The following is a 21,766-nucleotide window of genomic DNA, read 5'->3' as shown; positions in this document are numbered from 1 at the left end:
CATGGCGCAGCGCTCGTCGTGCCGACGGGGTGCGGGAACTCCCGCAGGACGCAGGAGGCTCGATGACCTCGGCCATGCCGAACCCGGGATCGCCCGACGCCAAGCCGAAGTCCTTCGGACCGTCCCTGAAACGGTTGCTGCGCAGGCTCGCCCCGGAGCGGGTCTACGTGTGGTGCATCGTCGGCTTCGCCATCGTGTCCGTGGTGCTCAACGTGCTCGGGCCCTACCTGCTGGGCAAGGCCACCAACCTCGTGTTCGACGGCGTGGTCGGGCGCAACCTCGACGCGATGAGCGGCATGTCCAAGGACCAGGCCGTCGAGCAGTTGCGCGCGAGCGGCAACGACACCCTCGCCGACATGTTGAACGCGATGGACGTGATCCCCGGCGTCGGCGTCGATTTCGGCGCGGTGGGCCGGGTGCTGCTGGTGGTGCTGGCGCTCTACATCGGCGCGTCGGTGTTCGGCTGGTTGCAGGGTTTCCTGCTCAATATCGTCATCAACCGCACCGTGAAGCGGCTGCGCGCCGAGGTGGAGGAGAAGATCCACCGGCTGCCGTTGCGCTACTTCGACACCCAGGCCCGCGGCGATGTGCTCAGCCGCGTCACCAACGACGTGGACAACGTCTCCCAGAGCCTGCAGCAGACCATGAGCCAGCTCATCGTCTCGGTGTTCTCGGTGCTCGGCATCCTGATCATGATGTTCTGGATCTCGCCGCTGCTGGCGTTGATCGCGCTGCTCACCGTGCCGGGGGCGATCATCGTCACCGCGCAGATCGCCAAGCGCTCCAAACCGCATTTCGTGGACCAGTGGAAGTACACCGGCCAGGTCAACGCGCAGGTCGAGGAGGCCTACACCGGCCACGAGGTAGTGACCGCGTTCGGGCGCGGCCGTGAGGTGGCCGCGGAGTTCGACAAACGCAACGAGGCGCTCTACCAGGCCAGTTTCAAGGCGCAGTTCATCTCCGGGCTGATCATGCCCGCGATCATGTTCCTGGGGAACGTGAACTTCGTGCTGGTGGCGCTGGTCGGCGGCCTGCGGGTGGCGACGGGGCACATCTCGCTGGGCGAGGTGCAGGCGTTCATCCAGTACTCGCGCCAGTTCAGCCAGCCGCTGACCCAGATCGGGTCGATGGTGAACCTCATGCAGTCGGGCGTGGCCTCGGCCGAGCGGATCTTCGAGATCCTCGACGCCGAGGAGCAGAGCCCCGATCCGGTGCAGGCCGATATCCGTCCGGTGGATCGCGGGCGGGTCGAGTTCGAGGCGGTGTCGTTCCGCTACGAGCCCGACAAGCCGGTGATCGAGCGGCTCTCGCTGGTCGCCGAGCCGGGCCACGTGGTGGCGATAGTCGGGCCGACCGGTGCGGGCAAGACCACGCTGGTGAACCTGCTCATGCGGTTCTACGAACTGGACGCGGGCACCATCACCATCGACGACGTGGACATCACCGAGATGTCGCGCGACCACCTGCGCTCGCGGATCGGCATGGTGTTGCAGGACACCTGGCTGTTCCGCGGCACCATCCGCGAGAACATCGCCTACGGCGATCCGAACGCCTCCGAGGACGACATCCTCGCCGCCGCCCGCGCCGCGTACGTGGACCGGTTCGTGCACGCGCTGCCCCACGGGTACGACACCCTCATCGACGAGGAGGGGTCGGGCGTCAGCGCGGGCGAGAAGCAGCTCATCACGATCGCGCGCGCGTTCCTGGCCAAGCCGTCCATCCTGATCCTGGACGAGGCGACCAGTTCGGTGGACACCCGCACCGAACTGCTGGTGCAGCATGCCACCGCCGCCCTGCGCAAGGACCGCACCAGCTTCGTGATCGCCCACCGCCTGTCCACCATCCGCGACGCCGACCTGATCGTGGTCATGGAGGCGGGCCGCATCGTCGAACACGGCACCCACGAACGCCTGCTCGACGAACGCGGCGCGTACTACCGCCTGTACAGCGCGCAGTTCGCGGCGGCAGCCGCCGACGCCTGAGGGGCTGAATCGCCGTCCCGGTTTCGCGGCACCTCCGGTGGTATCAGGGGGCGTGAATGTCGGCGGACCGTTCGCTGGACCGGCGGCCCGGTGGCGGGAGTTCGGTCGGCTCGGCACCGGCGCGTCGCGGTGCCCGCCGCTTGCGCTCGTGCCGGGGTTCCGGACCGGGTGGCGACGGTGCCTGGGTCGTCGTGCTACGCGACGCCCTCGGATCTGGTCGGGCAACGCAACGGCGGGTAGGTGCGGGCGGGGCCGGACCGTACCGGGGGCTCGCCGAGTCCGAGCGGATGATCGCGCCGGGTGTTACCACTCGACCGGAGGCGGGGAGGGGTGGGCGGGGGCGCGCGTCGCCCCTGAGAGGATGGGGCGCGTGGCAGCCTCGGCAGATTTCTCCTTCACCGTCGGAACCCGGTTGGACGGGCGGCACGGGCGGACCGGGGTGATCCGCACGCCGCACGGCGAGATCGCGACGCCCGCGTTCATCCCGGTCGGTACCAAGGCGACCGTCAAGGCGGTGCTGCCGGAGACCATGAAGGAGCTCGGCGCCCAAGCGCTGCTGGCCAACGCCTACCACCTGTATCTGCAGCCGGGCGCCGACATCGTGGACGAGGCGGGCGGGCTGGGCGCGTTCATGAACTGGCGTGGGCCCACCTTCACCGACAGCGGCGGCTTCCAGGTGATGTCGCTGGGCGTCGGGTTCAAGAAGGTCCTCGCCATGGAGTCGGTGGACGTGCGCAGCGACGACGTGATCGCCAAGGGCAAGGAGCGCCTGGCCACCGTGGACGACGACGGCGTCACCTTCCGTTCGCACCTGGACGGCTCGAAACACCGCTTCACGCCGGAGGTTTCGATGGGCATCCAGCACCAGCTGGGCGCCGACATCATGTTCGCGTTCGACGAACTCACCACGCTCATGAACACCCGTGGCTACCAAGAGGAATCGCTGCGCCGTACGCACGAGTGGGCGCAGCGCTGCCTCGACGAGCACGAGCGCCTCACCACCGCCCGCGCGCACCGCCCGTACCAGGCGCTGTTCGCGGTGATCCAGGGCGCGCAGTACGAAGACCTGCGCCGCAAGGCATGTCGCGAGCTCGAGGAGTTACGGGGCGCCGAGGGAACGGAATTCGACGGCTACGGCATCGGCGGGGCGCTGGAGAAGCACAACCTCGGCGCCATCGTCGGCTGGTGTTGCGACGAGCTGCCCGAGGCCAAACCCCGGCACATGCTGGGCATCAGCGAGCCGGAGGACTTCTTCGCCGCGGTGGAGAACGGCGCCGACACCTTCGACTGCGTGAACCCCTCCCGCGTCGCGCGCAACGCCGCCATCTACGTCCCCGACGGCCGCTTCAATATCAACACCAGCCGCTTCCGCCGCGACTTCACCCCGATCGACGCCGACTGCGACTGCTACACCTGCGCCCACTACACCCGCGCCTACCTCCATCACCTGTTCAAGGCCAAGGAGATGCTGGCCGCCACACTCTGCACCATCCACAACGAACGCTTCACGGTGCGCCTTGTCGACCGTATCCGCGAGAGCATCGACGGCGGGTACTACGACGAGTTCAAGGCGGAAACGCTGGGCCGCTGGGGTTCTCGCACGCGTAGCTCGTGAGTCGTCCCCTCTCGCATGCGAACGTGCCGCGAGGTCACGCGACCTTGTGCCACTGAGGCTCTCACCGCAATACGATCGCCCCGCCCTGCACGCCGCCCGTGCTCCGGGCGTTGCGAGACGTGGGGGACCGGACTGCTGAACGACTGCGGTACCGACCGTCGTGTGAAGGCCGACCGACCCCGTGGCGTGCTCATCCCGAATGTGGACGCCTGTGGACAACTTCGGAGCACGACCGCGGCCGAACGCGCGCAGCCGAATTGTCCACAGCCGTCCCGAGTTGCAGCCCGAACCTGTGGACGCCTTTCGACGTCCCGGTGCGCGACTGCACGCACCGGGACGCCCGGAACTCAGGAGCGCAGCGCTCCCGACCGCACCGGCGCGTAGCCGGGTTCATGTTTCTTCAACAGCGCGATCACGCGGTAGGTGATCGGCATGACCACGATTTCCACCAGCGTCTTCCACAGGAAGCCGATGACCACGTAATTCACGAACTGCTGCCAGGTTTGGATGCCGATGGCGCCGGCGGCGATGGAGCAGAAGATGAGGGTGTCGGCGAACTCGCCGACCACGGTGGAGCCGATCAGCCTGGCCCACAGGTGCTTTTCCTTGGTGCGCTCCTTGATCATCACCAAAGTGGCCGAATTCAGCAGCTGGCCCACCAGATATCCGGCGAGACCGGCGATCACCAGCCGCGGCACCGGGCCGACGACGCTCTCCAGCGCAGCCTGGTTCTCGTAGAACCCGGCGGGCGGCAGCGCGAGCACCACGGCGAAGCACAGCACCGTCAGCAGCAGCGCGGCGAAACCGTAGTAGATGGCGCGCCGGGTGGCGCGGAAGCCGTACACCTCGCTGAGCACATCGCCCAGGATGTAGGCCAGGGGGAACAGGAAGAACGCGCCGTCGGTGACGATCGGCAGGATCTGTAGCGGACCCAGCGTCACCGACTGGTCGCCGAAGAACTCCACGCCCTTGGTGGCGCAGATGTTCGAAATGATCAGCGTCGCGGTGAACAGCGCGACGATCGGTGTGTAATACCCCCGCGCGACCTGGGCGAATGCCACCTGGTCCGGCGCGGGGCGCCCAGGCCCGTCGAGTTCTTCGTTTTTCTTGAGATCACTCACGGGCTACATCTTCCCAGGTCCGGGCCCCGAGCCGGGCGTCGCGGCCGCACCACGGCGCCCGGGCGGCTCGCGCGCCCGCGAAATCGACACCGGACTGGGCCGACCCGCCCGTCTACGCTGTACCCATGAAGAACGCGGGTGATTCCGACGAGTGGTGGAAGCAGTACGGCGGCGAGGGCGTCACGCCGGGCTCCCCTGGCCAGGGCTCCACGCCGCAGTACCCCACCCAGGACCCGTCCGGATACCCCTCGGCGCCGCAGTATCCCCAGCAGCCGTCGCAGCCGGAGTACCCGAACTACCAGCAGCCCCCGCCGGGTCCGGCGCCGGGCGGTTATCCACAGCCGCCCGCCTACGGTTATCCCCAGGGCTATCAGCCGTACGGCTACGCGCCGCGGCAAAGCTCCAACGGGCTGGCGATCGGCGCGATGGTCACCTCGATCATCGGTCTGCTCGGCTGCTGCGCCTTCTTCGTCCCCAGCCTGATCGGCCTGGTGCTCGGCGTCGTCGCGCTGAACCAGATGAAGCAGCACGGCAACGAAGAGGGCAAGGGCATGGCGCAGGCCGGTGTGTGGGTCGGCGTCGCAGGCATCGTGCTCGGCATCCTGTACTGGGCGCTGATCATCACCGGCGCGATCGCGGGCTGGTAGTCGACCGCCCGACGACGAATCAGGGGCGTTCCCATCTTGCGATGGGAACGCCCCTTTTCGTGTTCAGCGGGTCGCGGGTGTCAGCCCTTGACGACCTGGGTGCCGCCGGCGAACTTGTCGTGCCAGCCCTGCTTGTTCGGGTCCTGCTCGATGGTGACGGCGATGTAGATCATCAGACCGAGCGCGACCAGATTGCCCACGCAGTACACGACATTGGCGGCAAGGAAGATGTTGCGCTTGAGCGAGGTGACGGGATCGATCTTGGCCGCACCGCCGGGAGCGACGACCCGCAGGCCGAGGATCCTCTTGCCGAGGGTGGCCCCCTGGCTGGTCTCCATCAGCACGAAGTAGCCCAGCAACGCCAAAGCCGACAGGGCGGCGAGCAGGATGCTGATGAGGGTGCTGCCGATGAAGACGCTGACGACCTGGAACGGGATGCCGACGATGAGGCTGTCGATCAGCCGAGCCGCGAATCGGGTCCATAGATCGCCCGGCTGCGGCCCACCGAAACCACCGCCGTACGGCGGCTGCCCGTACGGCTGCTGCTGGCCGTAGGGGTCCTGCGGGTACGGCTGCTGCTGTCCGTACGGCTGCTGCTGACCGTATCCGGGCTGCTGCCCGTAACCCGGCTGCTGCGGCTGCCCGTACGGCTGCTGGCCGTACGGGTCTTGCGGGGGCTGCTGCCCGTACTCGGGCTTGCCGCCGTACGGCTGCCCGCCCTGCGGATACTGGTTGGGGTCGTACCCACCGCTGGTCATGTCTAATCCTCGTGATCGGGTGATCTGGTGTCGAACGGTACGTTACGGACATCCGGACGGTTGCAACAACCTGTCCGGCGATACGATCCACGGTTGCCCCGGCAGCAGCGCGGGATCGAAACGCGCGAGGACCTGCGACGGGGTGTTCCCGGCGAGCCCGAGCGAGCCGGCGAGCAGTGCCAGGACCTGTTCGGGCGTGTTGCCCAGGGCGCGCCGGTCGGCCAGCGTCACCGCGCCGTCGCGCTTGGCCAGGCGCTTGCCCTCCTCGTTGAGGACGAGCGGTACGTGCGCGTAGTGCGGGACCGGGAGCCCGAGCAGCGTCGCGAGGTAGGCCTGGCGCGGGGTGGAGGGGAGCAGATCGTCGCCGCGCACCACTTGGTCGACGCCCTGTTCGGCGTCGTCCACCACCACGGCCAGGTTGTAGGCGGGGATGCCGTCGCCGCGGCGCAGCACCACGTCGTCGACGGGGCCGCGGTAGTCGCCGTGCAGTTGGTCGTGGACGGTGAACTCGTGCACGTCGGCGCGCAGGCGCAGCGCGGCAGGCCGGCCCTCGGCGCGTTTGCGCGCCCGCGCGGCCTCGGTGAGGTCGCGGCAGGTGCCGGGGTAGGCGCCCATCGGGCCGTGCGGTGCGGTGGCGGCCTGCTGGATTTCCCTTCTCGTGCAATAACACTCGTAGGTGCGTCCGGCGGCGGTCAATCGCTCGATGGCGGCGTCGTAGCGGGGCAGGCGTCCGGATTGCCGCACGACCGGTCCGTCCCAGTCCAGGCCGAGGGCGGCGAGGTCGGCGAGCTGGCGCTCCTGCGCGCCGGGCCGCACGCGGTCCAGATCATCGATGCGCAGCAGGAACCGCCGGCCCGTGGATCGCGCGAACAGCCATGCCAGCAGTGCCGTTCGCAGATTGCCCAGGTGCAGATCGCCCGACGGGCTCGGCGCGTAGCGGCCCGCGGGCGTCGGATCGGCAGCGTCGTCCGGCACGGCTGCCATGGTAGGCCGGTCAGGCGCGCAGGCGCGGACGCAGCCGGGCCTCGGTGATGTCGGCGCCGTCGTCGAGCGCGGCGAGCAGGGATTCCGCGTGCGCAATGAGCCCCGGTCCGTCGATGCCGTAGGGCAGTCCGGGCGCGCTGTCGGCTCGCTCGTCATGACTATTGTCGAAATTGCGGCAATCTTCGGGCGCGTAGGCGCGCAGACGGCCGACGGCGCGGGTGAGCAGCGTCCGCGCGCCCTTGTGATTTCCGCGCTGGATGTGTGTCAGACCCACCGCATATTGCGCGAGACCCTGCCACAGCATCCTTTCGGCGAACGGCCCGTTCTTCCACGCCGCCTCTAATACCTCATGTGCATTGAAAGCCAAACCGTCGTCCAGAAGTTGCTGGGCGAGGTCCAAGGTTTGCTGGGGCGGCAGGTCCAGATCGTCCGGAATTCGCGGCACGCCGGCGGCGCCGTGCGGGAGCGGGCGGCCGAAGCGGTCCCGTGGGCGGGCGTTGCGGGCGCGACCTGCCTCGTCGCGTGGGCGTTCGAGCATAGGTTCCATGATCCACGGTGGAGAGGTTCCGCGTCATCACCGGAGGGGTACTCCGATTCGTTTGACGGATCACGGATCAATCACGCGGGTGGTCCGTGTTTGCCGCGCGCGGCAATTCGGCGATTGCTCATCGACCGGCTATGTTTCCGCAACGCGCGAACTTCGCAACATTGGCAAATGCGGGGGCTGGGCTGGCAAGAGACCGGCAAATTCTCCCGGGAACCTGCTAGGGTTCACTTCGCGGGGTGACCCGCCAGGTGAATTCACCTCGAACCGCACTGCGGAGGCCGGACACCGCGGCGGTTGCGCGCTACCACCAGGCGCATCTGGAGCATCCGTGTTCGATGTCGAATGCCGATGCTGGTTGGAACGTTCTCAGTGGGAAAATCTCGTTCTCGACGCAGCGAAGGAGCTAGTGCCGTGGAAGTTGATCTGACGGGCGCTGTGTGGCGTAAGAGCACATACAGCGGCCCCGACGGGAACTGCGTGGAAGTGGCGTTTCTCGGCGACGGCGATGTAGCGGTCCGTGACACCAAGGCGCGGGGCGAGGGCCCCGTTCTCGCGTTCACGCCGCGCGCATGGGACGCCTTCCTAACCGGCGTATCTGCGGGGGAGTTCGGTCCCGCCTGAGCGGCGCGCCGAACTGTCAGCACGGGCCCCGGGTCGACTCGACTCGGGGCCTTCGCGTGCGTGCGGTGCGTTTCGCGCGACGGCGCCGACTAGGGTCGTGACCGTGGGTTCGGTGGCGCCGCAGGATGCGACGATGTTCTGGCTGTCGGGTCGCACGCGCAACGACCTGTTCCTCCTGTACTGCTTCACCGACACCGGCGTGCCGAGCGAAGAACTGCGCGCGAGGGTGGCGGCTCGGGCGGCGCTCGTCCCCGATCTGAGCGTGCGGCTGCGCGAAGTCCCGCGCGATCTGTCGTACCCGTCGTGGGTGCCGTGCGCCTTCGCCGACGACCAGTTCTTCGAGCACCATCTGCCCGAGTGCACTTGGCCTGCTGTGGAATCCGCCCTCGGCACCCTCCTCGCCACGGGCGTCGACGCCACCCACCGCCCGTGGCGCCTGCACGTCTTTCGCGCCGTCACCGGGGCCCCCACCTCCTCCGGCCCCGTCACCGTCGCCGTCCTCCAGATGTCACACGCCCTGGCCGACGGCCGTCACGCCGCCACGCTCGCCCGCGCCCTCTTCACGGACCTGCCGCAGGGGACTGAGGTCGATGCTGTGGAAGCCTCTGTGCCCCTGGGTAAGTCGGGGGGACCCGCGCGCTCGTGGTTCGGTGCTGTTCCCTCGCCGGAGCGGGTCGGTGCGGTGGTTGATGCGGTTCGGGGATTGGCGGAGTTTCCCTTTCGGATGGTGGGGACCGTGGTGTTCGGGGTGGGGGCGTTTCGGGCGCAGCGGGAGCTCGCCGCGTTGACGGAGGCGGGGGAAGTTCCCGCTGCCGGTGGTGGTTTCGCGCCGTCGGCGGTGAATCTGGTTGGCGACGGGGAGGTTTCGCGGCACCGGGTGCGCATGATCGTGTGCCAGGCCGGGGAGTTGCGGGTGCCCGACTACACGGTGACCGTGGTGGTGCTCACCGCCGTGTCCGTCGCGTTGTCGGAATACCTTGCGGGGGAGCAGCGGCTCGGCGCTCAGGTGCCGATGGCGTTGGACGGGAAAGCGCGGGCGCGCAACAACTATCGCAGCCTGGGCATCGACCTCTTCGCCGACGAGCCCGATCTGCGCGCGCGAGCCCGTCGCATCGCCGACGATCTCGACCAGCGCCGCCGCCGCGCCCGCCACCCGCTGCTGGCCGCGCAGGACCGCGTCACCACCTGCACGCCGGCGCCCATCCTGCGCCGCGACGTCGCCCGCTACCCGCTCGACGTGGTCCCCGACGCGCTCGCCGGCCACACGGTCGTCTCCAGCGTCCACCGCGGCCCCGCCGACCTCGCCTTCGGCGGCCCGGTGCTCTTCACCGCCGGTTTCCCCGCCCTCGGCTCGGTCATGCACCTCACCCACGGCGTCCACGGCCTCGGCGACACCGTCACCCTCTCCCTCCACGCCGACCTCCCCGACCTCGACCGCTACGCCACCCTCCTCCGCACCGCCCTGTCGACCGTCCCGTCCGCCCTCGCGGCCGCCCCCTGACTCTCGGGCGCGCCCAGCGCGTGAGTGTGCGCTGTAGCGACTGCGCCCCGACCCACGGCGTGCCCACTGCGCAGGTTCGCGCACGTCGCGACGGCGGCGCCGAGCCCACTTCGTGACGCACAGTGGGCGACCCCTGCCGCGCGAGTTCACCCTTCTGGCACCGGCGGCGGGACACCGCGAGCCGCGGCGCCCCGAAACAAGGCCGTTGCGTCGCGCACTCCGGGAGTGGCCACTCCTCGTGCGGGATACCGCCGTCGATCGGGGGCGCCCGATCGCTTCGGGCGAGCGGGGCTGTGGCGGCGTACTCACACGTATCCCCGGGCGTGCACCCCGGTCTCGCATCGTTGCGGCGGAATCACCGCTTGTCCGGCCGGTGCAACCATGCGGCCCGGCGCGATTCGGTGACCTACCCGCACGGGGATATCGGCACCACCAGACGTCGTTCCGGTGCGCGTCCCTCACCCCTCTTTCGCGAGCCCGTCGAACACCCGCCGGTAGTACGTCGTGAAGAACTTCGGCCCCATCAGCCGCATCATCCCCACGCCGAGACGCGCCGAGGGGTGGATCGCGGTGTTGTCCCAGAGCCCGTGGATGTCGCTGCCGCCGTCGTCCGCGGGACGGATGGTGAGTTCGTGGAGGCTGCCCGGCGCGAGATGCGCGCTGTCCACGACGTGCATCCGGATCAGGCCCGGCGTGGACCAGTCGTAGACCCAGCGCGCCGAGATGGGTGGGAAATCCTGACCTTCCTGCACGTCGGCGGTGGTTTCGCCGACGTCGTACACCCGGTAGTGCCGGGACGAGAGGGCGGGCCAGCGGCGCGGGCGGTTCGCGGAGAAGTCCGTGAACAGCTCGAGGATCTGCGCCGGCGTCGCGAGGGAATGCAGGTCGAATTCGAACCGTGTGCGCATGGTCGCCCTCACTCGTGGGGAAGTCGCGTACGCCCAACGATAGCTGCGCGCGTGTCGCTTCCGTGTCACGGATCACACATCGCCTGTTAATGTCTGGGACTCGTGGCGGACAGCACAACTCGGGCAACGCCCGGGACAGTCGGATGGGGCATCGTCACCGCGCTCGGGGTCGTCACGGGATACGTCGCGGTCCTGCTCGCCAACGCCCGGCATTTCTACGCCGACGACACCGAATCCCAGTACGCGCCGCTGTGGGTCATGATGGGCGAGCGACTGCGCGCGGGCGAGTTCCCCGTCCTGGTGCCCGAACACTGGCTGGCCGGTAACTACGCCATCGAGGAAGCCGGCCTGCTGAACCCGCCGCAACTGCTCATCGACCTCATCGCCCCCTCGGTCGACAACCTCGCGCTCTACGCCACGGTCGTCAAACTGCTGTTCGCGATCATCCTGGGCCTCGGCGTCTTCCGCATCTGCCTCGCCTACGGTTCGCGCGCGCCCTGGGCGGCGGTCGCCGGTGTGGCGCTGCCGTTCAGCGGCTGGCTGCTCTTCTTCGACGAGGCCAGCTGGATGACGGCGTTCACCGGCACCGCTTGGCTCACCCACGCGTGGGCGTCGGGCGTCCGGTACGCGCGCGGGCGCGGCGGGCCGATCCCGGTGTTCGTCTTCCTGTACCTCACGATCTCGGTGCTGTACGTGTTCCCCGCCGTGGAGGCCGGGCTGATGATCGCCGCCGTGGTGATCGGCGAGGTCGTCTACCAGCGGGTGTGGCGGCCGTCGCTGCGGCTGCTCGCGGTGTCGGCGTGCGCCGCGCTGGCCGGGTTGGCGACCTATCTGCCGAGCGCGCTGTCGGCCAAGTCGACCTGGCGCGGCACCGCGCAGATCAATAACGAGCCGCTGCTCACGGTGCCGTGGTCGGAGTCGCTCAACGCGAGCCTGCCGAGCACCCTGCCCGCCTTCACTTCCTGGTGGGGGTACGTGCAGCCGATGCCCGTGGTCTATATCGCGTGGTTCCTGATCCCCGCGCTGGCGTTCATCGACTGGGAGCGCGCGAAGGGCATGGTGCGCGAGCTCACCGGCCCGATCGTGTTCGCGGCGGTGGCGCTGATGTGGGCGGCCGGTCCCGGTGCGATCGGTCCACTGCGCTGGCCGGGGCGGGTGCTGCCGATGGTGGCGCTGGGCCTGCTGGTGCTGGTGTGCGTGCTGCTCGGCCGGTGCGCGACGGTGGAGAACGCGCGCACGCGCGGACTCGTCGCGGCCGCCCTGATCGGAGTGCTGTGGGTGCGTTCGATTTCCGCGGCGCCGAGCGAATTCGCCTGGCATGTCGTGGCCGCGCTCGCGGTGGGTGCACTCGGTGTGGTGACTGTCTGGCTGACGCGCAACCGTGGCGGCACGGCGGCGTGCGGTTTCGTCGTCGCCACCGTCGCGCCGATCGCCTACCTCCAGGTAGCGGCCGCGCAACCGACGCCGCTGGGCTGGAACCTGCCCGAGAAGCGTTCCGAGATGAAGGCCGCCTTCCCCGACTTCCCCGGCACCACACTGCAATTGGCCGACCGCGCGCTGATCCCGCCCGGCGAACGCGCCGCCGAAGGGGCTTACGGCTCTTTGGTTTTCGGCAACTACGCCAAGAATCTCGGCCTCGACTACGTCGGCGGATACACACCCAACGGGCACTTCTACTTCGGCGAACTCCTCTGCATGCGTTGGGATGTCAGTGCTTGCCCCGACGCCTACCGGCGCGCGTTCGCCGTCGAGCCCTCCACCGGCAAGACGATCGTCGACCTCATGAAGATCGACCGCGTGGTCCTGCACACGGCCCTGTACCCGGACGCGCGCGGCCAGGAACCCCCGGCCGGTTGGCGGTGGGTCGACTACCCCGGCCACGAGCGCTACATCGCGGTGCTCGAGCGCCTCGACGGTCCCGTCTCCACCGTCAACGGGCGGATCGCGGTGGCCGAGGGCGTCAGGGCGACGTCGCTCGCCGAGTCCGACACCACCAGTCGCGTGCGCGTCAGCTCGGATTCGGGCGGCCGCGTCGTGTTCGCTCGCCTCGGCTGGCCCGGCTACCGCGTGACGCTCGACGGACGCGAGATCCCGTTCGACACCGTCGCGCGAACCTTTGTCGCCGTGGACATTCCGGCCGACACCGAGGCCGAACTCGTACTCTCGTGGCGCCCGCCGGGCTGGAAGATCGGGGGCGCGGCGGCCCTGCTCGGCGTGGCCGGCGTCGCGGCACTGCACTGGCTGTACCGCCGTGAACGTGACCCGGACGCGCCCGCGCCCGCGCCGCCCACCCCGGCCGAGCTGGTAGGTGCGCGATGACCGTGACCGCCGATCCGGGCCCGCTGCTGCGCGTGGTGCGCCGGCAGGAAATCGCGTTCGCCGTGGTCGGCGGATTCAACACGGTGCTCGGGATCGCGCTGACCGTCTTCTGGCTGGCGGTGTTCGGCGACCGGATCGCCGCGGCCGCCGCACCCGCCGCGGCCTACGCGATCAGCATCGTGGTGGCCTTCGTGCTGCACCGGACCCTGGTGTTCCGGGTGCGCGGGCACGTGGTCCGCGATTTCTGCGCCTTCGTGGCTGTGAACTCCGGCGGACTGCTGCTGAACATGGTGCTGCTCCAAGCGGCCGTCTCGGTGCTCGGGTTGCCGAGCATTCCGTCGGCCGTCGTGGTGATGGCGCTGGTGGCGGTGGTCAGCTTCTTCGGCCACCGGCACGTGTCCTTCCGCCGCAAGCCCCTGCCCGAACCGGGGTTCGCGGGCGCGACGAGACCGTAGGGAGGTGACGGATCGGTGTCTGGCAACGGATCGGTTACGCGTGTATCGCGCACCGTTGACCGCTGCGGACCGGGTCCGCGATGATCATGTTCACCTCGCGACGGTTCCATCCAGCCTACCGCCGACACCGACGTCGGCGGCCCGGTAGAGAGGTCAGGAACGTAATGAGCAGCACTCGTTCACGTCACTGGGCGGCCCGCTTCGCGGTGCTCGCCGGTATCGCATCGGCCGTGTTCGCCATGACGGCGACCGCGCAGGCCGAACCACTGTGGCCGGGCGGACCCGACATCCCGGGTGTTCCGGCAATCATCCCGCCACCGGTGCCGGTCGCCCCCTGCTCCACCGAGGCGCGCGCCTGCATGCGCCTGTCCACCAACGAGGCCTGGCTGATGGACAACGGCAAGGTCGCCTACGGCCCCACCCCGATCTCGCACGGTATGCGCGGTTACGAGACCCCGCCCGGCGTGTTCAAGGTGTCGTTCAAGCGCGAGTTCCACTGGAGCACCATGCACAACGCGCCCATGCCCTACGCCACCTTCTTCAACGGCGACATCGCCTTCCACGTCGGCCCCATCGAAAAGGAATCGCACGGCTGCGTCCGCATGACGCACGAGGGCGCCAAGGCGTTCTACGAGTACCTGTGGCCGGGTGACCGAGTGGAGGTTGTGGAGTAGGAGGGTCACCGGGGGGACTCGGCAACCCGTTCGAAGGACTCACGGCCCCCTGCGTCGGCGGCTACCCGAACACCGGACTCGGCGTCGTGACGGGTGTGCGGGTGGGCTGAACGTACCGGACACGTGCCGCTCCGAGTGGCGACGGCCGGTGGGTACGCTGACCACCGGCTGTCCGCCGAGCGGCGGGCATCGTCCGTGAGTGCGGCCGGCTTTCTCCCGATGCTGATCTGCCTGGGCGGCGCGGCGCTTCCGGGTGCGGTGGCGCTGGTGCGACTCCGTCGCCGCACCTATGACGACTGGACACGCTGGGGAATCGTGCTCGCCACGGCGTACGCGCAGGTCGTCGTCGGCATAGCGTTGATCATCGTCTTCGCCGGCCGCAACCTCACACAGTCCATGGTGGTTCCCATGCTCCTCGGTGGCGCCGTGCTGCCCCTGGCGGCGTGGGTCGCGGCACGGGCCGCCGGCGAGCGGATGATGGAGTGCCTCACGCTCGATCGGATCGGTCACAGCACCCAGCATGTCGATACCCAGCGCGGCGACCCCGGAGAAGATGTTGAAGATGCTGTCCGAATCGAAACCGTGCGAGATCTGGACGAGGGCCTCGGCCGGGGTGAATCCGGTGAGCCGACCAGCGGAGTTGCCTTCGTAGTCGACATCCGGGTTCAGATCGACTTCGACGCCGAGCACTTCGAACTCCATCATCACAGCTCCTCGGCCTCACGATCCGTCCGCGCGGTGACGTCGACCGTCTCGTAGACCTGCGCGCAGGTTTGTACGCGAACACCCATGACACCGGCGGCGTCGCCGACCTGGTAGATCTTCCCGACGGTGGGTTCGTGGATCTGCGCCTTCAGCAACCATCCGATCGGGTCGGCCAGCACACCGAACGCTTGGCTCGGATCCGCCGATTCGGTGGTCGTGCGCGCAGCGTCGGCGATCGACCTGAGCCGCCCGCCGAGGTCGTTGAGCTGTTGAGCATGCGAGTAGAGCTCGCCAGGTACGACGTTGAGCTGTGGTGGGGTCGACGTCGCGGGTGACGGGGTGCGTGGCCAGGATCGGGTCGAGGTCGAGGGTGGGCGCGTCTGGGATCGGGCACGGCGTCAGGATGGTCGCCAGTCGTTCGACCGTGCGCAGTGCGGCCGCCAACTCGTCGGGCTGGGCGAACCGCGGATGTCGCCCGTCCAGGTCCTCGAACGCGACCGCGAACCACCCGTCGTCCTCGAGCGTGAACAGCACGCGCGGCGCGGACACCTCCCTCGGCAGCCGCGCCGCCGTACCCGCCTCGGACCGATACGCCCCGGCCAACCCATCCGCACCCTCGATCACCTTCACGAACGCGCGCCCACCGTGCTCGGTCCGAATCCGCACGGCCGCACCGTGACTGAACCCACCGGTCGGCGTCACCGCCTCCACCACCGCACCCCCGAGCCGCCGCCCGGTCCCATCGTGGGCACCGGTTCTGGGGTCTGCCGGTGCGGTCCCCGTTATGGTGCGCTCGATCCGAAGGGGACGAATAGGAGGATTCGAGCGTGAAACTCACCCGTGTCGTTCCGGCTGCCTTCGGCATAGCCTTGGCCGCGAGCACCACCGCCGTATTCGCCGGTTCCGGTGCCGCGCAGGCGGTGCCGCCGGGCTGCGTGGAAACTCGCAATCTCACCAGCGTGACCGTCCACTGCCCCGGCACCACCGATATGTACCGAGGGGTCGACGTCGACTGCGTCGGTGTGTACCTCACCTACGGCCTCGGCCCCGGCGTCGGCCCGTACACCCAGCGCTACTTCGGCAACCTGTCCGAAGGACTCACGGCCCCCTGCGTCGGCGGCTACCCGAACACTGGACTCGGCGTCGTGACGGGTGTACGGGTGAGCTGAACGTAGCGGACACCGCCGCTCGCTCACACCACGCGCAGATGACGCCCGGTCGGACCGCGCCGCGCCGTTTCCGCATTCACCTCGGTCGATTGCGCACTGCGCAGCTCGGTTCCGAAGGTCAGCGCGTGGACGTCGCTCACGGGGAGGTGCAGTTCGCCGGCGATGGTGCGCGCGTGGACCGCGCCGGTTCGATCCAAGACCTGCGGAAAGACCCGTGACATCTCGTAATTGGGCATACCGTCCGGTTCGGAGGTGCGATAACCGCGCGTGGACAGCTCGACGCAGGTCTGCCGATAGGCCCAGTCGGACAGGCGCCCCGCCTTGTGACAGGCGAACGCTGTCGCCATCGCCGAGGTCTTGAACGTGTCGCGCAGCATCAGGATCTGTGGGAGCGACGGGTTGTTCGGCAGGTATTCGGCGACACTCGCGGCGGGCAGGAGGAACTCGGACGCGAAGGCATCCGCTTCGCGTTCCTGGTTCGATGTGTCGCACGCTTCCTCGCCGTGCAGCACGAGATGGAGGAAGACATACGGAATGTCGTCGCGCCACAGTGAATACGCGTCGACCGCGTCCGCCAACGGCGGCAGGGTGTACACCCTGATTCCCCGGGATTCGCACAACTGCACCAGGTTGGGCAGCGGCTTCGTTCCGAGCCCCCATACGGCGCGCAGGAGTTGCGCGGCGGTCGCGGGGGCGTGGCCGGTGAACGACGGTACGTCGACCGGAGGCAGCACGAACCGAGTCGAGATCCACCTGTCGATCTCGATCCCGGACACACCGGCCGCTACGGCGGCATCCCGTTCCCGCGCGGTCGCGCGTCGCGCGGCGCGGAACCGGACCTCGTTCGCGCCGATCAGCGGTGGGGCACCAACCGAGAAATAGGTGGCGGGGTAGTCGAGGGCAGCACCGAGAGAACCGGCGACACCGGTCGGCGCCATACCGTCCTCATATTTCGCGATGGTCCGGGGCGTGACCGAGAGACGATGCGCCAGTTCGACTTTGGTCATGCCTCGGCGCATCCGGGCGATCCGGACGCGATCCGGGTCGAGAAAGGTCCTAGCCGGCTTCGACGACTCGGAGGTCGACATCCTGCCCTCCGACGTCGAGCGGCAGCCTGTCGACCGTGTAGATCCACCTGGCCAGTCCCGCGCCGGTAGACGGGTGGAAGCCCGTGATGTTGCCCGCAACGGTCTCGCCCGCGGCGAGTGCGTTCGCGATGTCGTCCACGTCCAGATCCATCTTGGCGAGATACGCCGCCGTATCCCGGGGTTCGACGACTATCGGCTGGTGGCGGTATCCCGGCTGGCTCATGATCGGTCCCCCTGGTTCGAGTCGGCCTCAGTTTCGTGTTGAGAACCAGAACATGCGGTGGTCAGAAGGTAGCAGAGGGAAGGGGCGGAGCCGCGCAGACATGCCCCCGAAACAACGGCTGGCCGGGTGGTTCGTGAACCACCCGGCCAGCCGGTTGAGCGGAGGATAGGGGATTTGAACCCCTGAGGGCTGTTAACCCAACCCGCGTTCCAGGCGAGCGCCATAGGCCACTAGGCGAATCCTCCGTGGAGCAGCATACCGGGTGACCCCGGTGGGATGCCAAATGGGTGCCGGGGAGTCGGCGGGGTGGGGGTGTCGGTGCTGGTGGGACGGGTGATCGGGGGCGGATGTGGGCGGGGCGGGGGTGACCCGCTACACTGGCCGACGGATCCCGCGCGGCGCGCATCCTGTGAACTCCCCCAGGGCCGGAAGGCAGCAAGGGTCAACGGGCTCTGCCGGGTGCGCGGGGTCCCCTATATATCGGCCCGGTCGACGGGCCCAGCGGCCGGAGATCGGCCAGTCTCCTCACTCGGGCGAACGCCTACTGATACGGGCAACCGCCGGGTAACGTGGGCAGCGATCCGCCGATGGTCCCCCCGACATCGGAACGGACCACCGAAACCACACCCCCAGCTGCTTCGAAAGGCTGCCCAAGGATGCCCCGGCAAACGCAGATCGGTTTGATGAGCCACGAGGAGCTCGTGTCCGAGCACGAGACCCAGACCGCGAACTACGCGAAGCTCCGGACCGAGAAGCTCACGCTGGATCTGACCCGAGGAAAACCCTCGCCGGAACAACTGGACCTATCCGCGGCGCTGCTCTCGTTACCCGGCGACGGCGACTTCCGCGACGGCACCGGCACCGACTGCCGCAACTACGGTGGCCTGCACGGACTCCCGGAGCTGCGCGCCCTCTTCGGCGAACTGCTCGGCATCGGCGTCGACAACCTGCTCGCGGGCAATAACGCCAGCCTGGAGCTGATGCACGACGTCATCACCTACGCGATGCTGTACGGCACCAACGATTCCGAGCGCCGCTGGGCCGCCGAGCCCACCCTCAAATTCCTCTGTCCCGCACCGGGTTACGACCGCCACTTCGCGATCACCGAGGCGCTGGGCTTCGAGATGATCACCGTCCCGATGCGCCACGACGGCCCCGACACCCACCTGATCGGCGAGCTGCTGGCCGCCGACCCGCAGATCAAGGGTCTGTGGGCGGTGCCGAACTACTCCAACCCCACCGGCGTCACCTACTCCGAAGAGGTTGTGCGCGAACTGGTTTCGCTGCCCGCCGCGGCGCCCGACTTCCGTCTGTTCTGGGACAACGCCTACGCGGTGCACCCGCTCACCGACACCGCGGACCCGGTGATCGACGTGCTCGGCCTGGCGGCCACCGCCGGTAACCCGAACCGGCCCATCGTGTTCGCCTCCACCTCCAAGATCACCTTCGCGGGCGCGGGCGTGAGCTTCCTCGGCGCGTCCACCGCGAACCTGGACTGGTACCTCTCACACGCCGCGAAGAAGAGCATCGGCCCCGACAAGGTGAACCAGCTGCGCCACTTGCGCTTCTTCCGGGACGCCGACGGCGTGCGCGCGCACATGCAGAAGCACCGCGCCATCCTGGAGCCGAAATTCGCTCTGGTGCTGAAGATCCTGGAGGACCGCCTCGGCGCCTCGAAGGTCGCGTCGTGGACCGAGCCGAAGGGCGGCTACTTCATCAGCCTGGATGTGCTGGAGGGCACCGCCGCTCGCGTGATCGCCCTGGCGAAGGAGGCGGGTATCGCGCTGACCGCCGCCGGCTCGGCCTTCCCCTACCGGAAGGACCCGGAGGACAAGAACATTCGCATCGCCCCTAGCTTCCCGAAGACCGAGGAGCTGGAGAAGGCGATGGACGGCCTGGCGACCTGCGTGCTGCTGGCCGCCACGGAGAAGTTGCTGGGTAAGTAAGGGGACGTGAAGGCTCCCCGGGGCGGGGAGCCTTCGCCGTCAGTTCGGTTTGTGGGCCAGCACCGCGAACATGGTCACCGAGAGGTGGATGTCGCCGGTTTCGGCGCCGCGTTCGAGGTCGCGCAGCAAGTCCTCGCGCTCGGCTTCGGTGATCGAACCGCGCGCCACCGCCATGGCGGAGATGCGGGTGACGAGCGAGCCGGGCCCCGCCGCGCGGTCCTGGACCAGGGCGTGGGAGCCGATCTCGTCCACCACCAGACCTGCCCTGGTGAGCTGGCCGGGGATGGCGCGGCCCGCGAGGGGATTGGTGGTGGCGGAGATCAGCGTGTCGAGCACCTGGCGCACCACGCCGCGCTCGCCCGGATGCACGATCGCGGTGTCCCAGTCGACGTCGACCACCACGGCCCGCCCGCCGGGGCGCAACACGCGGGCGATCTCGTTCGCCGCCCGCACCGGCGCGGTGAGGTGCTGGAACACCCGCTCGCACAGCGCGGCGTCGAAATAGTCGGCGCCGAACGGGATGCCGTAGGCGTCGCCGGAATGGAATCGCGCGGCCGAGCCGAGCTGATTCGCGCGACGCTCGGCGGAGGCCAGCAGGTTCGGGTCGGGTTCGACGCCGACGGCCTCGCCGGTGGGCCCGACGGCGTCGGCGAACGCGAACACCTCCGATCCCGTTCCCGAGCCGATATCGACGGCCTTCTCCCCCGGGCGCAGCGCTAGTGCCTCGTGGGCCCAGGTGCGCAGGCGATGGATACCGGGCAGCGCGGCCTGTAGGTCGCGCACATCGACCAATTGGTCCTGGCCCGCGCTGTCGAAGCGGTCCGGGCGCAGCGGTTCAGTGCTCATGGGTCCGTGTCCGTCCCTGGAAATCGCCGCAGTCAGTGGCATGCGCCGAGCCTACGCGGCACCGAGACGTACCACACAGTAGGAAATGGGTGAGATGATCGCAGGGCCCGCACGAGCCGACGATCGCGAAAGGATGTCGACGGTGACCGTGACATTGTGTCTCGCCCAGGAACCCGAGGCGGATAAACTCCTCTCCGAGGACCCGTTCGCGTTGCTGACCGGGATGTTGCTGGATCAGCAGTTTCCGCTGGAACACGCCTTCCGCGGGCCGAAGAAGATCGCCGATCGCATGGACGGCTTCGATATCCACAAGATCGCCGACGCCGATCCGGAGGCGTTCGAGGAACTCGGCGCCACCCCGCCCGCCATTCACCGCTACGGGCGGTCGATGGCGCGCCGTACCCAGGAGCTGGCCCGCTACGTGGTGGAACACTACGACGGCGACACCACCGCTATCTGGACCAAGGGCGACCCCGACGGCAAGGAAGTGCTGCGCAGACTCAAGGATCTGCCCGGCTACGGCGACCAGAAGGCGCGCATCTTCCTGGCCCTGCTCGGCAAGCAGCTCGGTGTGCGTCCGGCGGGCTGGGAGCAGGCGGCGGGCGCCTACTCCGAAAAGGATTCGCGCCGTTCGGCCGCCGACATCACCGACGAACAGTCGCTGCTCGAGGTGCGCGCGTTCAAGAAGCAGATGAAAGCGGCGGCCAAGGAGAAAACCGGTAAGTAGTAGTTCGCCGGTCGGTTGCCGCAGTTCCGATCTTGCTGCGTTTTTCCCTCGTCCCGCGGCGTCGCGTGCTCGATGCTTTCGTCACGAAAGCTCCATCGGATGAGGGATAGCAGCACACATGAAATTCAGGAAGCTCGCCGTGGTCGCGGCCATGCTCACGGTCGCGACCGGCGTTACGGCGGGGACCGCTGTCGCGGCTCCGGAAGCGCCTGCCGCCGACGTCATCAACTTCACCGCCGACAGCACCGACACCCAGTCGATCATCTCCATCGACCAGGGTTCGCTGGTGGTCGAGGACGGCGCGTTGAAGATCAAAGCCGCCGATGGCACCACAGTCGCGGGGACGCCGCTGACGTTCCGCCTCGACGAGTTCGAGTTCCCGATCGCCGCGCAGATCGCGGGCCGCACCGCGACCCTGACGCCGCAGTTGTCGCTGGACAAGGCGATCTACAAGCCCGTCGCGCTGCCGTTCGAGAACCAGGCGCCGTGGAAGACCGAGTACGAGCGTGAGCAGGCCGCCTGGAGCCGCCTGACCAGCACCGTCTCCCTCGGCGCCGCGATCGGCACGCTCGTCGGTGGCCTCGGTGGCGGCGCGCTGGGTTGCGTCCTCGGCGGCATCGCCGGCGCCACCGTCGCCTCGGCGACGATCGTCGGTCTGTTCGGCCCGTTCATCCCCGCGGCGGCGATCGGCTGCCTCGGCGGCATCCTCGCGGTCGGCGCCCTCGGCACGCTCGCCGGGCAGATCTTCGTGACCGCTCCGTTCGCGATCGGCGCGGTGATCCAGTACTTCACCACGATCAACCAGCCGTTCACCCCGCCCGCCAAGTAGCAGGCACGGCGACCGCGCCGCACGACGCGGAATCGGGCCCCGCTCAACACCTCTCGGCCGAGCGGGGCCCGATTCCGCGTGCGTGGCGCCCGACCAGGCGA

General features: G+C 68.8%; 22 protein-coding genes, 1 tRNA gene, 1 other RNA gene and 1 pseudogene. 14 read left to right on the top strand and 11 right to left on the bottom strand.

What is annotated here, in order from left to right; all coding sequences use genetic code 11:
* The first annotated feature begins 62 nt into the window (after positions 1-62).
* Both OHB21_RS06550 and tgt read left to right on the top strand, forming a co-directional pair.
* Positions 63-1,982, top strand: a complete 1,920-nt coding sequence (locus tag OHB21_RS06550; RefSeq protein WP_067507877.1) for an ABC transporter ATP-binding protein — start codon at positions 63-65, stop codon at positions 1,980-1,982.
* A 370-nt stretch (positions 1,983-2,352) separates the two neighbouring features.
* The gene (gene tgt, locus OHB21_RS06545) at positions 2,353-3,597 is read left to right on the top strand and encodes a tRNA guanosine(34) transglycosylase Tgt (RefSeq protein WP_407675166.1); all 1,245 of its coding nucleotides are present in this window, start codon (positions 2,353-2,355) and stop codon (positions 3,595-3,597) included.
* 347 nt (positions 3,598-3,944) lie between these two features.
* Here tgt and OHB21_RS06540 read toward each other — a convergent pair whose 3' ends face one another.
* Entirely contained in the window at positions 3,945-4,658 is a 714-nt protein-coding gene (locus OHB21_RS06540; RefSeq protein ID WP_067507874.1) for a queuosine precursor transporter, read from the bottom strand.
* Positions 4,659-4,843: 185 nt separating this feature from the next.
* Here OHB21_RS06540 and OHB21_RS06535 point away from each other — a divergent pair, with 185 nt between their 5' ends.
* A complete protein-coding gene (locus OHB21_RS06535; protein ID WP_067507872.1) occupies positions 4,844-5,365 on the top strand; it encodes a DUF4190 domain-containing protein in 522 nt (173 codons plus the stop codon).
* An 80-nt stretch (positions 5,366-5,445) separates the two neighbouring features.
* Here the strand turns inward: OHB21_RS06535 and OHB21_RS06530 are convergent, their stop codons facing one another.
* The 3 genes from OHB21_RS06530 to OHB21_RS06520 are packed head-to-tail and all read right to left on the bottom strand — an operon-like array spanning position 5,446 to position 7,645.
* A complete protein-coding gene (locus OHB21_RS06530; protein ID WP_067507870.1) occupies positions 5,446-6,123 on the bottom strand; it encodes an RDD family protein in 678 nt (225 codons plus the stop codon).
* A 42-nt stretch (positions 6,124-6,165) separates the two neighbouring features.
* Entirely contained in the window at positions 6,166-7,098 is a 933-nt protein-coding gene (gene gluQRS, locus OHB21_RS06525; RefSeq protein WP_232331716.1) for a tRNA glutamyl-Q(34) synthetase GluQRS, read from the bottom strand.
* 19 nt (positions 7,099-7,117) lie between these two features.
* Positions 7,118-7,645 carry a DUF309 domain-containing protein gene (locus tag OHB21_RS06520; protein WP_067507867.1) on the bottom strand — a complete coding sequence of 176 codons (528 nt, stop codon included), beginning with the start codon at positions 7,643-7,645 and terminating at the stop codon, positions 7,118-7,120.
* A gap of 420 nt (positions 7,646-8,065) precedes the next feature.
* Here OHB21_RS06520 and OHB21_RS06515 point away from each other — a divergent pair, with 420 nt between their 5' ends.
* Together OHB21_RS06515 and OHB21_RS06510 are read left to right on the top strand one after the other, a co-directional pair.
* Positions 8,066-8,275, top strand: a complete 210-nt coding sequence (locus tag OHB21_RS06515) for a DUF397 domain-containing protein (RefSeq protein WP_113975365.1) — start codon at positions 8,066-8,068, stop codon at positions 8,273-8,275.
* Positions 8,276-8,378: 103 nt separating this feature from the next.
* Positions 8,379-9,776, top strand: a complete 1,398-nt coding sequence (locus OHB21_RS06510; RefSeq protein ID WP_328437849.1) for a wax ester/triacylglycerol synthase domain-containing protein — start codon at positions 8,379-8,381, stop codon at positions 9,774-9,776.
* 458 nt (positions 9,777-10,234) lie between these two features.
* Here OHB21_RS06510 and OHB21_RS06505 read toward each other — a convergent pair whose 3' ends face one another.
* Entirely contained in the window at positions 10,235-10,684 is a 450-nt protein-coding gene (locus tag OHB21_RS06505) for a hypothetical protein (RefSeq protein ID WP_195126142.1), read from the bottom strand.
* 102 nt (positions 10,685-10,786) lie between these two features.
* Here OHB21_RS06505 and OHB21_RS06500 point away from each other — a divergent pair, with 102 nt between their 5' ends.
* From OHB21_RS06500 to OHB21_RS06485, 4 genes are all read left to right on the top strand, one after another.
* Complete coding sequence (locus OHB21_RS06500) at positions 10,787-13,003, top strand: hypothetical protein (RefSeq protein ID WP_195142325.1); 2,217 nt, start codon at positions 10,787-10,789, stop codon at positions 13,001-13,003.
* A complete protein-coding gene (locus OHB21_RS06495; RefSeq protein ID WP_067507861.1) occupies positions 13,000-13,458 on the top strand; it encodes a GtrA family protein in 459 nt (152 codons plus the stop codon). Before OHB21_RS06500 ends, OHB21_RS06495 begins: the two co-directional genes overlap by 4 nt.
* A 164-nt stretch (positions 13,459-13,622) precedes the next feature.
* Positions 13,623-14,132, top strand: a complete 510-nt coding sequence (locus OHB21_RS06490) for a L,D-transpeptidase (protein ID WP_067507859.1) — start codon at positions 13,623-13,625, stop codon at positions 14,130-14,132.
* A gap of 135 nt (positions 14,133-14,267) precedes the next feature.
* Positions 14,268-14,891, top strand: coding sequence for a hypothetical protein (locus OHB21_RS06485; protein WP_147265992.1), 624 nt, complete (start codon positions 14,268-14,270; stop codon positions 14,889-14,891).
* On the opposite strand, the gene OHB21_RS06480 is transcribed toward OHB21_RS06485, so the two are convergent.
* Positions 14,837-15,016 carry a hypothetical protein gene (locus OHB21_RS06480; RefSeq protein ID WP_067507854.1) on the bottom strand — a complete coding sequence of 60 codons (180 nt, stop codon included), beginning with the start codon at positions 15,014-15,016 and terminating at the stop codon, positions 14,837-14,839. The two genes, OHB21_RS06485 and OHB21_RS06480, sit on opposite strands and share 55 nt — an antisense overlap.
* Before the next feature lie 648 nt (positions 15,017-15,664).
* On the opposite strand from OHB21_RS06480, the gene OHB21_RS06475 reads away from it, so the two are divergent.
* Positions 15,665-16,006, top strand: a complete 342-nt coding sequence (locus tag OHB21_RS06475; protein ID WP_147265991.1) for a hypothetical protein — start codon at positions 15,665-15,667, stop codon at positions 16,004-16,006.
* 23 nt (positions 16,007-16,029) lie between these two features.
* Here OHB21_RS06475 and OHB21_RS06470 read toward each other — a convergent pair whose 3' ends face one another.
* The 4 genes and pseudogenes from OHB21_RS06470 to OHB21_RS06455 form a co-directional block, all read right to left on the bottom strand.
* Positions 16,030-16,602 (bottom strand): ImmA/IrrE family metallo-endopeptidase, encoded by a 573-nt coding sequence (locus OHB21_RS06470; protein WP_328440158.1) that lies wholly within the window; start codon positions 16,600-16,602, stop codon positions 16,030-16,032.
* A 342-nt stretch (positions 16,603-16,944) separates the two neighbouring features.
* Positions 16,945-17,025, bottom strand: a pseudogene (locus OHB21_RS06465) (helix-turn-helix domain-containing protein); the annotation flags it as partial.
* A gap of 37 nt (positions 17,026-17,062) precedes the next feature.
* Positions 17,063-17,317 (bottom strand): hypothetical protein, encoded by a 255-nt coding sequence (locus OHB21_RS06460; RefSeq protein ID WP_195126145.1) that lies wholly within the window; start codon positions 17,315-17,317, stop codon positions 17,063-17,065.
* A gap of 159 nt (positions 17,318-17,476) precedes the next feature.
* Positions 17,477-17,562: transfer RNA gene (locus tag OHB21_RS06455), tRNA-Ser, on the bottom strand.
* Between the two features lie 138 nt (positions 17,563-17,700).
* Here OHB21_RS06455 and ffs point away from each other — a divergent pair.
* Positions 17,701-17,795: signal recognition particle sRNA small type (gene ffs, locus OHB21_RS06450), an RNA gene on the top strand.
* Between the two features lie 178 nt (positions 17,796-17,973).
* Positions 17,974-19,263: an aminotransferase class I/II-fold pyridoxal phosphate-dependent enzyme gene (locus OHB21_RS06445; protein WP_195126146.1), complete on the top strand. Its 1,290-nt coding sequence runs from the start codon at positions 17,974-17,976 to the stop codon at positions 19,261-19,263.
* A gap of 39 nt (positions 19,264-19,302) precedes the next feature.
* Here the strand turns inward: OHB21_RS06445 and OHB21_RS06440 are convergent, their stop codons facing one another.
* The gene (locus tag OHB21_RS06440) at positions 19,303-20,109 is read right to left on the bottom strand and encodes a methyltransferase domain-containing protein (protein ID WP_067507843.1); all 807 of its coding nucleotides are present in this window, start codon (positions 20,107-20,109) and stop codon (positions 19,303-19,305) included.
* A 142-nt stretch (positions 20,110-20,251) separates the two neighbouring features.
* Between OHB21_RS06440 and OHB21_RS06435 the strand changes: the two genes are divergently transcribed.
* On the top strand, positions 20,252-20,836 hold the full coding sequence (locus tag OHB21_RS06435; protein ID WP_232331715.1) for an HhH-GPD-type base excision DNA repair protein: 585 nt from the start codon (positions 20,252-20,254) through the stop codon (positions 20,834-20,836).
* A gap of 118 nt (positions 20,837-20,954) precedes the next feature.
* Positions 20,955-21,665 (top strand): hypothetical protein, encoded by a 711-nt coding sequence (locus OHB21_RS06430; RefSeq protein ID WP_195126147.1) that lies wholly within the window; start codon positions 20,955-20,957, stop codon positions 21,663-21,665.
* Positions 21,666-21,766: the final 101 nt, after the last annotated feature.

The organism is Nocardia puris (assembly GCF_036051655.1).
Lineage (GTDB): Bacteria > Actinomycetota > Actinomycetes > Mycobacteriales > Mycobacteriaceae > Nocardia > Nocardia puris.
Note: the sequence above shows the minus strand (reverse complement) of the source record. Positions and strands in the feature narration are given on the sequence as shown.